Raw genomic sequence first — 12652 nt, 5'->3', positions numbered from 1 at the left:
AGGGGCTTCGCTAGCTCGGTGCTACTCGCGCATCGTCTGTGACGGCAACTCGCCGAACAGCGCCTTGTACCGTTGAGCAAAATGGCTCAGATGGTTGAACCCTCTGTCTGCGGCCGCCTGCGCAATGCTCAGCTCCGCCGCTCGTGTCGACAGCAACTGCCGGCGCACGGCGTTCAGCCTTACGCAGCGTAGATAGTGAACAGGCGTCGCGTCGGCGACCTGCCTGAAGCTGTTCTGCAAGCTGCGCCGGCTCGTGCGAAGACGCAGGCACAGCTCCTCCACGCTCGGCGGAGAGTCCCCGCTGGTGGCCACCATCCGATGGCATTGCGCGACGATGAAACTGGCCGATGCGCTGCCAACGGCCTGCCGTGCGTCGGCGGCGCCGTTGAACAGTTCGCACAGCGCTTCGAACACGGCGCGGGACACTGACTGGTCCTTGATCGCTTCCGACTTCTCATCGAACAACGAGAGAAGGTCATACCGCAATCGCTGCATCGCGTGACCCGGCGCTCGCAGCACCGGGCGCGACAGCAAGGCCCGGGCGCCCGGTGCCCACGGCCGTTCGTCGGACAGCCGACGAAATTCGTCGAGCTCGAACGTCACCGCCGCCAACTCCATCCCTTTCGGGCGTTGCAGCGTGAACGCCTCGCCGCCGCGAAGAACGACGATGCTGTCCTCGTGCAATTCACGGCCCTGCATGCGGGGCGTTCCAGCGAACTTCCCGAGCGGGACCGCGAAGCAGATCTTGCCGCCGGGTACACAGCCCTGTTGAATCACGCGCTCGCTCATCCACTTGCGAAAGACATGGATGCTGCCCGCCGTCACCTCGGCGAGCGAACTGCGCATGGCCCCCGGCGACACCTGTAGATAGCGTTGATCCCACTCCGGCGCCGACGCGCCATGCACGTGGAAGTCGTCGAATACGTCCAATTTGAGTGTCATGCGTGTATTCCGGGTGGCGACGCAATCGAAGAATAGTCCTGACTGAGAAGCTGCGTCGCTTTGCCGATTCGGGCTAACGGTGCAGGCCGCTCACGCTTCATAGTCTGCACACCTTCTCAGGCGAGGACTCTTCCCAGATGTGGACACGACCTACTTCGCGCCTTCTGGCGCTCGTGCTGGCGCTGACGCTCGCAGCCTGTGCTTCCCCGACCGCATCACCCTCACGCAAATCCGAGAGACAGACCGTCATGAACGTGGAACAGATCAAGGAGGCCCTCGTCGGTGACTGGGCGAGCATCGCGCCGGAGGTCCGACCGAGCGCCAACAAGAATCCCGACGGCACGCTGAAGCCGTTCTACCTGAAGCGTGAATTCAAGTACCTGGCGGGGGATCGGTTCGAGCTGAACATCGTCAATTCGGCCGACCCGAACGGCGCGGTGCCCATCGCCCGAATCGCCATCCGCGGTCACATGCTCTGGCGCGGCCCTCACCCGATCGCTGCGGGGGCGCAAAAGGTGGACTTCGTTGCTGACGAGGGATACGAGGTCACGCCACTGATCCAGGGATTTGCCGATCTGCTGAACCAGGTCGCCGCCAACGGCTACAGGAAGTGGCAGGTCAACGACACGCAGAGCGTTTTCGGCAAGGCGTTCCTCCCGTTCGGGTTGAGCGAAGGGAAGAACTTCATGGAGTTCGATCTCGTCCATCTGAGCCACGGCATGCTGTTCTGGGGCGCGCGCAACGTGGACGGCCGTGGGTTCGACAAGGAAGAGAACAGGCCGACGAACCTGCAGATCCCGCTCGCGCGCAAGTAGTCTGGAGAACGAAAGTGAGCGTGTCCCTCGAAGCGAGAAACAAGGCGCTGGTCCTCGAAGCCTTCGACGCGTTGTTCAACCAGCGCGACTACACGAAGGCCGAACGCTACTGGTCGCCGAACTACATCCAGCACAGCGCTCACATCGCGCCGGGTCGCGACGGGCTTTTCAACCTGATCAAGAGCCTGCCGGCATCGCTGCGCCACGAGCCGGGCCTGATCATGGCCGAGGGTGACTACGTGATGATCCACGGCCGCTTCTGGGGCGAACACCGCCCGGTGAACTGGATCGGCGTGGACATCCTGCGCATCGCCGACGGAGTTCTGGCCGAGCACTGGGATGTGCTGCAAGACGAGGCCAGTCGGGCCGAGTCGAAGAGCGGGCTGCCGATGTTCGGCGACAAATTTCTCGCGTGAGTCTTGGCCTTCGACGCCGGCTTCGGGGTCGGATTCCCGGACACGAGCTGTCCGGCAACCACGCAATGCCGAACCCTTGCTGGGCGAGGTCTCCGAGCACTCTCGGACGGCAGTCGGTGACGCCCTACGCTTTGCTCGATGCCGCCTGCTGCGAGAACGACAGCGCCATGAAGTCGACGAAAGCCCGCACGCGCGCTGCCAACTGATGGCGCTGCGGATACACCGCATGAATGTCGGCGTCCGGCGTGTGGTACTGCGGCAGCACGTGCACCAACCGGCCGTTGCGCAAGTACCGCTCGATGTCCCACTCGGCACGCATCAGGATGCCGTGGTTCTCCAGCGCCCAGTTGACGGCGATCTCGCCGTCGTTGGTCGTCAGGGTGCCCCGTATCTTCACGGCCTCGGTGGTCGCTGTCTTGCCTCGGCCGCTGGACAGGCGCCACACGCCATAGGCCTCCTCGCCCTGTCGGATGCCGATGCAGCTGTGCTTGGTGAGGTCGTTGGGAACCTTGGGAATTCCGTGCTTTGAGAGATAGGCCGGAGAAGCGCACAGCAGCCTGCGATTCGGAGCGATGTACCTCGCGATCACGCGCGAGTCCGGCGGCGCGCCGAACCGGATGCAGACATCGAACGAGTCTTCGGTCAACGGCGGCGGGTTCACCGACAGCTGCAATTGCACCTCGACCTGCGGGTGCTTGCGCACGAAGCGAGAGATCAGCGGCGCCACATGGCCGCGCCCGAAGCCCAGCGTCGCGTTCACTCGGAGCAGCCCTTTCGGCGTGGCCTTGGCCACCCCGAGCAACTCCTCCATCCCATCGATCTCACTCAAGATGCGACGGGCACTTTCCAGGTACAGCTCGCCCTCGGGCGTCAAGCTCATGCGCCGCGTCGTCCGGACCACCAGCGACACGCCCAGGCGCGACTCCATCAAGGCGAGGTGCTTGCTGACGGCCGGCGTCGTGATGCCCAGTTCCCGCGCGGCAGCGCTCAAGCTGCCAGCACTCGCCAGCGCCGAGAAGAATCCCAGATCGGCCGGTTGGATGCCACTCGTCATCGGTGCTCGATTGTTGAAATCAGGTTAACGCTGGATTCACTTTAGCGGTGAGTGGAAGGGGTGTCCAGTTCTTACATTCTCGTCATCAACCCCTCGATCATCATTGACGGAGACATCCATGAAGACCTACGCGATCGCAACGATTCCCGGTGACGGCATCGGCAAGGAAGTGGTTCCTGCGGGGCAGCAAGTGCTGGAAGCGCTCGCCAGGACGAGCAGCGACTTCCGCTTCGAGTTCGAGAACTTCGGCTGGGGCGGCGATTACTTCCGGGCGCACGGCGTGATGATGCCGGAGGACGGCCTGAACGCGATCCGCAACAAGGATGCGATCCTGTTCGGCTCGGCCGGCGATCCCCACATCCCCGACCACATCACGCTCTGGGGCCTGCGCCTGAAGATCTGCCAGGGCTTCGACCAGTACGCCAACGTGCGCCCCACGCGCATCCTGCCCGGCATCGACGCCCCGCTGAAACGCTGTGGCCCGGACGACCTGGACTGGGTCATCGTGCGCGAGAACTCCGAAGGCGAGTACGCCGGTGTCGGTGGCCGCGTCCACCAGGGCCACCCGATCGAAGCCGCCACCGATGTCTCGATGATGACCCGTGCCGGCGTCGAACGCATCATGCGGTTCGCGTTCAAGCTGGCGCAATCGCGCCCCCGCAAGCTGCTGACCGTCATCACCAAGAGCAACGCCCAGCGCCACGCGATGGTGATGTGGGACGAGATCGCGCTGCAGATCTCCAAGGAGTTCCCGGACGTGACCTGGGACAAGGAACTCGTCGACGCGTCGACCGCCCGCATGATCAACAAGCCGGCCACGCTCGACACCATCGTCGCGACGAACCTGCACGCCGACATCCTGAGCGACCTGGCAGCGGCGCTGGCCGGCAGCCTGGGCATCGCGCCGACCGGCAACATCGATCCCGAGCACCGCTATCCGTCGATGTTCGAGCCGATCCACGGCTCGGCTTTCGACATCATGGGCAAGGGGCTGGCCAACCCGATCGGCACCTTCTGGTCGGTCGTGATGCTGCTGGAGCACCTGGGCGAACTGGATGCCGCCAGGCGCGTGATGAGCGCGATCGAACAGGTCACCGCGAACCCCGCGCTGCACACCGGCGACCTCGGCGGCAAGGCGACCACCGCCCAGGTCACGCAGGCCGTGTGCGAACTGCTGGCCACCAGCACGCAGCGCAAGGCCGCCTGATCCGCCGCGCGCCCTTCCCGAAGCAGCCGTGAAGCGCTGCCGGGTCAGCTCGAGCCCAAGCACAACATCAGGAGACAAGGAATGCGTCGCTTCTTCGGAAAGCTCTACGTCCAGGTGCTCATCGGCGTGTTCGCCGGTGTCGCCCTCGGCTTCTTCCACCCCAGCGTCGGCGTGGACGTGAAGCCGCTCGGTGACGTGTTCATCAAGCTGATCAAGATGGTGTTCGCACCGATCATCTTCGCGATGGTCGTGCTGGGCATCGCCCGCATGGAAAACATGAAGGAGCTCGGCCGCGTCGGTGCCCGGGCGCTGATCTATTTCGAGGTGCTGTCCACGTTCGCCCTCGGGCTCGGCTTGCTGGCCGTGAACCTCGTGGGCCCGGGCGTCGGCATGAATGTCGACCTGGCCGCGCTGGACACCAAGGCCATCGCCAACTACACGGCGGCGTCGGCCAAGCCGGTGGGCTTCGTCGACTTCCTGCTGAACATGGTGCCGACCAGCATCTTCGATGCGCTGGCCAAGAACGACATCCTGCAGATCCTGGTCTTCGCGATCCTGTTCGGCGTGGCGCTGTCACACATCGGGCCTCGCGCCAAGCCGGTGATCGCGGTGCTCGACTCCTTCATCGACGGCATCTTCGCGGTGGTGGGGATGATCATGCGCCTGGCCCCGATCGCCGCATTCGGCGCCATGTCGTTCACGGTCGGCAAGTACGGGCTGGGCTCGATCGTCGCGCTCGGCAAGCTGATGGGCACGATGTACATCACCTGCTTCCTGTTCGTGGCGGTGGTGCTGGGCTTCATCTCGTGGCTGTCGGGCTTCAGCCTGTGGAAATTCCTGAAGTACATCAAGGACGAGATCTTCACCGTGCTCGGCACCAGCTCGTCGGAATCGGTCGTGCCGCAGCTGATGAAGAAGCTGGAGTTCGCCGGTGTCTCCAAGCCCGTCGTCGGGCTGGTGGTGCCGTCGGGCGTGACCTTCAACCCCGATGGCCAGTGCATCTACTACACGATGGCCGCCATCTTCATCGCGCAAGCCACCAACACGCCGCTGACCTTCATGGATCAGCTCGTGGTGCTGGGGGTGCTGACCATCACGTCGAAAGGCTCGGCGGGGGTCACCGGCTCGGGCTTCATCACGCTGGCCGCGACGCTGGCGTCGATGGGCAAGATTCCGGTCGCAGGCATGGTGCTGCTGCTGGGCGTCGACCGCTTCATGTCCGAGGCGCGCGCCATCACCAACACGATCGGCAACGCCGTCGGCACGGTGGCCATCGCGCGCTGGGTCGGCGCGATCGATCGGGTTCGCCTGGCGCACGTGCTCGATGGCAAGACCAACCCCGAAGACCTGCACGCGCTGTACGAAGTCCCTGCCACTCCCGAAGTGGACACGACCAGGCTGCAGCCGATCTCGACGCGCGCCGCCGCCTGACGCCGCGCCGGGCGCCCTCGTGAATTCATTCGATCCACGCCGGCTGCTGCGCGACATGTTCGATGCGGCCGTTGCCGCTGCGCAGCCTTCGCTGTGCGTCCCACGCCACCTCCCCGCCGCTTCAAAGGGCCGACTGGTCGTCATCGGCGCCGGCAAGGCCTCTGCGGCCATGTCCCGCGCTGTCGAGGACCACTGGCAAGGGCCTTTGTCTGGGCTGGTGGTCACGAGGTACGGCTACGCGATGCCTTGCAAGCACATTGAGATCGTCGAGGCGGCACATCCCGTACCCGACGCGGCAGGCGAATCCGCCGCCAAGCGCCTCCTTGGGCTCGTCAAAGGACTGACGGCGGATGACCTGGTGCTTTGCCTGATCTCGGGCGGTGGCTCGTCGCTGCTGCCGCTCCCGCTGCCCGGTCTCACGCTCGCCGACAAGCAGGCATTGAACCGTGCGCTGCTTGCCAGCGGCGCGAGCATCGGCGAAATGAACTGCGTACGCCGACACCTGTCGGCTATCAAAGGTGGGCGGTTGGCGGCGGCCTGTCACCCCGCGCGCGTCGTGAACCTTCTGTTGTCCGACGTCCCTGGTGACGACCCGATCGACATCGCATCGGGACCGACCGTCGCCGATCCGACCACCTGCGCCGACGCGCTGAACATCCTTCGGCGCTACGGAATGGCGGTGCCGCCGCGTGCTCTCGACCTTCTCGAAAGCGGCGAAGGCGAAACCCTGAAGCCCGGTGACCCACGCCTGCCCGCGATCGAGACCCGCTTCATCGCAACGCCGCAGATGGCCCTCGAGGCGGCGGCCAAGGTCGCACGGGCTGCCGGGTTGACGCCGTACATCCTCGGCGACGCCATCGAAGGTGAAGCGCGCGATGTCGCCAAGACGATGGCCGGCATCGCCTTGCAGGTGGCTCGACGGGGCCAGCCCGTTGCGGCACCTTGCGTTCTGCTGTCGGGCGGCGAGACCACCGTCACCGTGCGCGGCCGCGGGCGCGGCGGTCGCAATGTCGAGTTCCTGATGTCGCTGGGCATCGCGCTGAACGGCGAGCCCGGCATGCACGCGATGGCCGGCGACACCGACGGGGTCGACGGGCAGGAAGAGATTGCCGGCGCGTTGCTGACCCCGGACACGCTGGTCCGCGCATGGGCGCAAGGCATGAACCCGCGCGAGCGCCTCGACGACAACGACGGACACGGCTTCTTCGAGGCGCTCGGCGACTCGGTGATCACCGGTCCGACGCTGACCAATGTGAACGACTTCAGAGCCATCGTGATCGATGGCCGCCCGATCGGAGACCGATGATGCAACGCCCCTGCAACGCCAAGATCGTCGCCACGCTCGGCCCCGCCAGCGCGGATCGCGCCACCATCGAAGCGCTGGTGCGCGCTGGTGCTGACGTCTTTCGTCTGAACTTCAGCCACGGCACCCATGCCGACCACCAGCAGCGCCTCGACCTGATCCGCTCCATCGAGGCCGACATCGGCCGCCCGATCGGTGTGCTGCTCGACCTGCAAGGTCCGAAGCTGCGCGTGGGAACCTTTGCCAACGGCCCGGTGAAGCTGGTCGAAGGCGCAAGGTTCCGTCTCGATCTCGATCACAAGGCGGGCGATGCGACCCGCGCGCCGCTGCCGCACCCGGAAATCTTCGCCGCACTCGGACCAGGTGCAGAACTGCTGCTCGACGATGGTCGGCTGCGGCTGAAGGTGGAGAAGTCTGGCCAGGACTTTGCCGAAACGATCGTCATCAACGGCGGCATGCTGTCCGACCGCAAGGGCGTGAACGTTCCGGGCGTGGTGTTGCCGCTCTCGGCGATGACAGCGAAGGACCGCGCCGACCTGGACTTCGCTCTGACGCTGGGCATCGACTGGATCGCGCTGTCGTTCGTGCAACGCGCCGCCGACATCGTCGAGGCCCGGGCCATCATCCAGGGACGCGCCGGCATCGTTGCCAAGCTGGAAAAACCCGCGGCGATCGAGTGCCTCGACGAGATCCTGGCCGTGACCGATGCGGTGATGGTGGCGCGCGGCGACCTCGGCGTCGAGATGCCGGCCGAGCAAGTGCCGGCGATCCAGAAGCGCATCGTTCGCGAATGCCGCCGTCTCGGCAAGCCGGTGATCGTCGCGACGCAGATGCTCGAGTCGATGGTGGGGGCGCCGGTGCCCACGCGCGCCGAAGCCTCGGACGTGGCCACTGCGATCTACGACGGCGCCGATGCGGTGATGCTCTCGGCCGAGTCGGCGTCGGGCAAGTTCCCGGTCGAGGCGGTGGCGATGATGGACCGGATCATCGCGCAGACCGAGGCCGATCCGCACTACCGCGACGCCATCGATGCATCGCACACGCAGCCGGCGGCGAACACGCCCGACGCCATCGGCTGGGCCGCACGTTCGGTTGCCGGCCTCCTCGACGTGGCAGCGATGGTGGCGTACACCAGTTCAGGTTCTTCGGCCCTGCGCATGGCGCGCGAGCGACCCCGTGCTCCCATCATCGGGATGACGCCCCAGCGGGAAACCGCACGCCGCCTCGCGCTGGTGTGGGGTGTCAATCCTGTCGTGTGCGACGACGTGACCGGCGTCGACGACATGACCAAACGTGCGACTGCGACTGCCAAAGAGCTGCAGTTCGCACAAGCGGGCCAGACCATCGTCATTGCCGCCGGCCTGCCGTTCGGCACACCCGGCTCCACGAACCTGCTGCGAATCGCGCGGATCGACTGACGACGGGCCTCGTGCCCAACCTGCCGCCGACTGCGGCGGACGCTCGCGGCGTGATCGACTCCACATCGACTTGCTCTCCACGCTCGACGCGTCGTCGCCGTGAATCGGATTCAGCTTCGGTAGGTCGGATCGATGCGGTCGACGATGCGCTGCAGCGCATCGAACGCGTCCTGACCTGCGCCGTACTTCGGATCGAAGTTGAGCGAATCGCGCACGCAGCCCTCGAGCACCGGCGCCGCGATCGCGCGCGGCTTGCCCATGGCCAGCGTCGCCATCTGCACCTCGCAGGCGCGATTGAGCAGCCACATCAGGCTGAGGCACTGCGGCAGCGTGTGGCCGATCGTCACGGGCCCGTGGTTGCGCAGCAGCAGCACCGGCTTGTCACCGGTGCTGTCGAGGATGCGCGCGCCCTCGTCGGCGTGCACCGTGATGCCCTCGAACTCGTGGTACGCGACCTTGCCGAACAACTGCGCGGCATAGAAGTTGGTGTACGACAGGCCTTCGTCGAGGCAGCACACTGCCATCGTCGGCGTGGTGTGGACATGCATCACGCAATGAGCATCCGGAACCTGCTCGTGGATCTTGCCGTGGAAGGTGAAGCCCGCCGGGTTGATCGGCCAGTCGCTGTGGCCGATGATGTTGCCCCGCACGTCGACCTTCACGAGGTTCGACGCGCGCACCTCGCTGTAGTGCAGCCCGAACGGGTTGATCAGGAAGTGCGGCTCCGCGCCCGGCACGCGCAGCGAGATGTGGTTGTAGATCAGCTCGCCCCAGCCGAGGTGGTCGAAGATCCGGTACGCGGCGGCGAGCTGGACGCGGGCGGCCCACTCCTCGGGCGTGAAGCGGCTCGGGCGCGGCGCGGCGGCCGCCGGCAGTGAAGCTTCGGTCATGATCTTCTCCTCGGATCCGGTGTGGGCGAAACGCTGTGCATCGGGCCGGCTCACAGGCCGCCCATGCAGAGGTACTTGGTGTCGATGTAGCCCTCGATGCCGTGGCGCGAACCCTCGCGCCCCATGCCCGATTGCTTGACGCCGCCGAACGGCGCCACCGCAGTGCTGATGATGCCCGTGTTGATGCCGACCATGCCGACTTCGAGCGCGCCGGCGACACGCCAGACGCGGGCCAGATCGCGCGAGAAGAAGTACGACGCCAGGCCGAACTCGGTGGCGTTGGCCAGCGCAATCGCCTCGGCCTCGGTCTTGAAGCGGAACAGCGGCGCCACCGGGCCGAAGATCTCTTCGCTCGCGAGCTTCATCGCCGGCGTGACATCGGCCAGGATGGTCGGCTGGTAGAAGGTGCCGCCCAGCGCGTGGCGCTGGCCGCCGACGACGCAACGTGCACCGTGACCGATCGCGTCGGCCACCAGTTCCTCGACCTTGCTCAAAGCCGCCGCATCGATCAACGGGCCTTGCGACACCTCGGCCTGCACGCCGTCGCCGACCTTCAATTGCGCCACCGCCTGGCCGAGCTTTTCGGCGAACAGGTCGTAGACGCCGTCCTGCACCAGCAGCCGGTTGGCGCAGACGCAGGTCTGCCCGGTGTTGCGAAACTTCGACGCGATCGCGCCGGCCACGGCCGCGTCGAGATCGGCATCGTCGAACACGATGAACGGCGCATTGCCGCCGAGCTCGAGCGACAGGCGTTTCAGCGTCGGCGCGCATTGCGCGGCGAGCAGGCGGCCGATCTCGGTCGAGCCGGTGAAGGTGAGCTTGCGCACGACCGGATTCGCGGTGAGCTCGCCGCCGATCGCCGTTGCGCTGCCGGTCACGACACTGAAGACGCCCGCCGGCACACCGGCGCGCAGCGCCAGTTCGCCGAGCGCGAGCGCCGACAGCGGCGTCTGCGAGGCCGGCTTGACGACGATGGTGCAGCCGGCCGCCAGTGCCGGCGCGACCTTGCGGGTGATCATCGCTGCCGGGAAGTTCCACGGCGTGATGGCCGCGCACACGCCCACCGGTTCCTTCGTGACGATGATGCGCTTGTCGCCCCACGGCGAGGGCACCACGTCGCCATAAACCCGCCGCGCTTCTTCGGCGAACCATTCGACATACGCGGCGGCATAGGCGATCTCGCCGCGCGACTCGGCCAGCGGCTTGCCTTGCTCGCTGGTCATGATGAGCGCGAGATCTTCCTGGTTCGCCATCATCAGATCGAACCATCGTCGCAGCACGCGGGCGCGCTCGTCGGCGGTCAGCGCCTTCCAGCCGACCATCGCGCGCTCGGCCGCGGCCACGGCGCGGCGGGTCTCGGCCGCGCCGGCATCGGGCACGGTGGCGACGATCGCGCCGTTGGCCGGGTTGGTGACAGCCAGCGTGCGCTCGTCGCCGGCGCCGACCCAGGCGCCGTCGATCAGGCACTGCGAGCGCAGCAGCGTGGGGTCGTTCAAGTTGAGCATGGGGCTTCGATCCAGAAGACAGGGGAAAGCGTGGCGCGTCAGTACGCGCCAGGTCCGGGTGACGTCGCTGCAGGCTTGTCGGCGCCGTTGTTCTTGTAGGCCGCCACGAGATCGCGGCAAGCACGCGTGAGCAAGGTGGTGTCGACGCCGACCGCGACGAACAGCGCACCGGCGTCGAGGTACAAGCGCGCCAGCTTCGGGTCGGGCGCGAGCACGCCCGGCGCCTTGCCGGCAGCGCGGACCACCTTGATGCCTTCGAGAATGGCCTGCTGCACCTGCGGGTGCCCCGGCTGGCCGATCAGGCCCATCGATGCCGACAAGTCCGCGGGGCCGAAGAAGACACCGTCCACGCCTTCGGTAGCGGCGATCGCGGCCAGGTTCTCGACGCCCTTCCGGGTCTCGACCTGCAGCAACACGCACATCTGCTCGTCCGCCGTGTGCAGATAGTCGCCGATCTGGTTCCAGCGTGACGAGCGCGCCAAGGCCGAGCCGACACCGCGGATGCCGCGCGGCGGGTAGCGCGTGGCCGCCACCAGCGTGGCCGCCTGCCCGGCGGTCTCGACAACCGGGATCAGCAAGGTCTGCGCGCCCACATCGAGCAGTTGCTTGATCAGCGGCACGTCGCCGATCACCGGCCGCACGATCGGGTGCGTCGGGTATGGCGCGACGGCCTGCAACTGGCCCAGCACGGTGCGCAGGTCGTTCGGCGCATGCTCGCCGTCGATCAGCAGCCAGTCGAAACCGGCGCCGGCCATCGCCTCGATCGCATAGGCGTCGGCGAGGCCGACCCACAGGCCGATCTGCACGCGGCCTTCGGCGAGGGCACGCTTGAACGCGTTGATGGGTGTGTGCACGGTGTGGCCCCTTCAGACCAGGCGGAACGCGACCGAGCCGAGCGGCCCGTAGTCGACGTGGAAGTTGTCGCCGGCCCGCGCCGTCGTCGGGCGCGTGAACGACCCCGCGAGCACCACGTCGCCGACGTTGAGCTGTTCGTCGTAGGGCGCGATCTTGTTGGCCAGCCAGGCCACACCGGTCGCCGGGTGGTTCAGCACGCCGGCGGCGAGGCCGGTTTCCTCGATCACGCCGTTCTTGTAGAGCAGCGCGCCGACCCAGCGCAGATCGACTTCGGTCGGCCGCACTGGGCGGCCGCCGAGCACGATGCCGGCGTTCGCGGCGAAGTCGCTGATGGTGTCGTAGACCTTGCGCATGACCTTGGTGTCGCGGTCGAACTGCTCGATGCGCGCGTCGATGATCTCGATCGCGGGCGTGACGTACTCGGTGGCCGAGAGCACGTCGAACAGCGTCGCGCCAGGCCCGCGCAAAGGCTTGCCCAGGATGAACGCCAGCTCGACCTCGATGCGCGGCGCGATGAAGCGGCCCGCGTCGATGTCGCTGCCCTGCTCGAAGAACATGTCGTCCATCAGCGGCGCGAAGTCGGGCTCGTCGATCTGGCTCGCCTGCTGCATCGCGCGCGAGGTCAGGCCGATCTTGCGGCCCAAGATCCTGCGGCCATCGGCGAGCTCGAGCTGGACCCACGCGCGCTGGATCGCGTAGCCATCGTCGATCGTCATCTCGGGAAAGCGCTTGGAGAAGTGGCGCAGCTGCGTGCGGCTCTTGCGCGCGTCGTAGAGCTCGCGGGCGAGTTGGACGATGGTGTCTTGGGACAGCATG

The 12652-nt window shown here is 66.6% G+C and carries 12 protein-coding genes; 6 read left to right on the top strand and 6 right to left on the bottom strand.

Translation table 11 applies throughout. The features are described 5' to 3' along the window. Nucleotides 1–21: 21 nt before the first annotated feature. Entirely contained in the window at nt 22–942 is a 921-nt protein-coding gene (locus AC1DTW_RS03790) for a helix-turn-helix domain-containing protein (protein WP_477979276.1), read from the bottom strand. Nucleotides 943–1115: 173 nt separating this feature from the next. Here AC1DTW_RS03790 and AC1DTW_RS03785 point away from each other — a divergent pair, with 173 nt between their 5' ends. Together AC1DTW_RS03785 and AC1DTW_RS03780 are read left to right on the top strand one after the other, a co-directional pair. Next, nucleotides 1116–1757 (top strand): hypothetical protein, encoded by a 642-nt coding sequence (locus tag AC1DTW_RS03785; RefSeq protein ID WP_477979274.1) that lies wholly within the window; start codon nt 1116–1118, stop codon nt 1755–1757. A 14-nt stretch (nt 1758–1771) separates the two neighbouring features. Further along, nucleotides 1772–2173, top strand: a complete 402-nt coding sequence (locus tag AC1DTW_RS03780) for a nuclear transport factor 2 family protein (protein ID WP_477979272.1) — start codon at nt 1772–1774, stop codon at nt 2171–2173. Between the two features lie 124 nt (nt 2174–2297). Here the strand turns inward: AC1DTW_RS03780 and AC1DTW_RS03775 are convergent, their stop codons facing one another. Then, a complete protein-coding gene (locus AC1DTW_RS03775) occupies nt 2298–3227 on the bottom strand; it encodes a LysR substrate-binding domain-containing protein (protein ID WP_477979270.1) in 930 nt (309 codons plus the stop codon). A 118-nt stretch (nt 3228–3345) separates the two neighbouring features. Between AC1DTW_RS03775 and AC1DTW_RS03770 the strand changes: the two genes are divergently transcribed. From AC1DTW_RS03770 to pyk, 4 genes are all read left to right on the top strand, one after another. Further along, nucleotides 3346–4434 carry a tartrate dehydrogenase gene (locus tag AC1DTW_RS03770; protein ID WP_477979265.1) on the top strand — a complete coding sequence of 363 codons (1089 nt, stop codon included), beginning with the start codon at nt 3346–3348 and terminating at the stop codon, nt 4432–4434. 81 nt (nt 4435–4515) lie between these two features. Continuing rightward, complete coding sequence (locus AC1DTW_RS03765; protein ID WP_477979263.1) at nt 4516–5865, top strand: dicarboxylate/amino acid:cation symporter; 1350 nt, start codon at nt 4516–4518, stop codon at nt 5863–5865. Between the two features lie 55 nt (nt 5866–5920). Next, complete coding sequence (locus AC1DTW_RS03760) at nt 5921–7171, top strand: glycerate kinase type-2 family protein (protein WP_477979801.1); 1251 nt, start codon at nt 5921–5923, stop codon at nt 7169–7171. Continuing rightward, entirely contained in the window at nt 7171–8586 is a 1416-nt protein-coding gene (gene pyk, locus AC1DTW_RS03755) for a pyruvate kinase (protein ID WP_477979799.1), read from the top strand. The genes AC1DTW_RS03760 and pyk overlap by 1 nt, the downstream gene beginning before the upstream one ends. A 110-nt stretch (nt 8587–8696) precedes the next feature. On the opposite strand, the gene AC1DTW_RS03750 is transcribed toward pyk, so the two are convergent. The 4 genes from AC1DTW_RS03750 to hpaH are packed head-to-tail and all read right to left on the bottom strand — an operon-like array spanning nt 8697 to nt 12651. Next, on the bottom strand, nt 8697–9476 hold the full coding sequence (locus AC1DTW_RS03750) for a class II aldolase/adducin family protein (RefSeq protein WP_477979261.1): 780 nt from the start codon (nt 9474–9476) through the stop codon (nt 8697–8699). Nucleotides 9477–9526: 50 nt separating this feature from the next. After that, nucleotides 9527–10981: an NAD-dependent succinate-semialdehyde dehydrogenase gene (locus AC1DTW_RS03745; RefSeq protein WP_477979259.1), complete on the bottom strand. Its 1455-nt coding sequence runs from the start codon at nt 10979–10981 to the stop codon at nt 9527–9529. A 38-nt stretch (nt 10982–11019) separates the two neighbouring features. Next, nucleotides 11020–11835: a 4-hydroxy-2-oxoheptanedioate aldolase gene (gene hpaI, locus AC1DTW_RS03740; protein ID WP_477979257.1), complete on the bottom strand. Its 816-nt coding sequence runs from the start codon at nt 11833–11835 to the stop codon at nt 11020–11022. A gap of 12 nt (nt 11836–11847) precedes the next feature. Further along, nucleotides 11848–12651 carry a 2-oxo-hept-4-ene-1,7-dioate hydratase gene (gene hpaH / locus AC1DTW_RS03735; protein WP_477979255.1) on the bottom strand — a complete coding sequence of 268 codons (804 nt, stop codon included), beginning with the start codon at nt 12649–12651 and terminating at the stop codon, nt 11848–11850. Between the last annotated feature and the right edge of the window lies 1 nt (nt 12652).

The organism is Rhizobacter sp. P5_A1, from assembly GCF_056400745.1.
Note: the sequence above shows the minus strand (reverse complement) of the source record. Positions and strands in the feature narration are given on the sequence as shown.

What these genes read in the sequence shown, in the direction of transcription:
- AC1DTW_RS03765 (WP_477979263.1), top strand. Translation starts at nt 4,516, where the DNA reads ATGCGTCGCTTCTTCGGAAAGCTCTACGTCCAGGTGCTCATCGGCGTG.
- hpaH (WP_477979255.1), bottom strand. Translation starts at nt 12,651, where the DNA reads ATGCTGTCCCAAGACACCATCGTCCAACTCGCCCGCGAGCTCTACGAC.
- AC1DTW_RS03770 (WP_477979265.1), top strand. Translation starts at nt 3,346, where the DNA reads ATGAAGACCTACGCGATCGCAACGATTCCCGGTGACGGCATCGGCAAG.
- AC1DTW_RS03775 (WP_477979270.1), bottom strand. Translation starts at nt 3,227, where the DNA reads ATGACGAGTGGCATCCAACCGGCCGATCTGGGATTCTTCTCGGCGCTG.
- pyk (WP_477979799.1), top strand. Translation starts at nt 7,171, where the DNA reads ATGCAACGCCCCTGCAACGCCAAGATCGTCGCCACGCTCGGCCCCGCC.
- AC1DTW_RS03760 (WP_477979801.1), top strand. Translation starts at nt 5,921, where the DNA reads ATGTTCGATGCGGCCGTTGCCGCTGCGCAGCCTTCGCTGTGCGTCCCA.
- AC1DTW_RS03750 (WP_477979261.1), bottom strand. Translation starts at nt 9,476, where the DNA reads ATGACCGAAGCTTCACTGCCGGCGGCCGCCGCGCCGCGCCCGAGCCGC.
- AC1DTW_RS03790 (WP_477979276.1), bottom strand. Translation starts at nt 942, where the DNA reads ATGACACTCAAATTGGACGTATTCGACGACTTCCACGTGCATGGCGCG.
- AC1DTW_RS03745 (WP_477979259.1), bottom strand. Translation starts at nt 10,981, where the DNA reads ATGCTCAACTTGAACGACCCCACGCTGCTGCGCTCGCAGTGCCTGATC.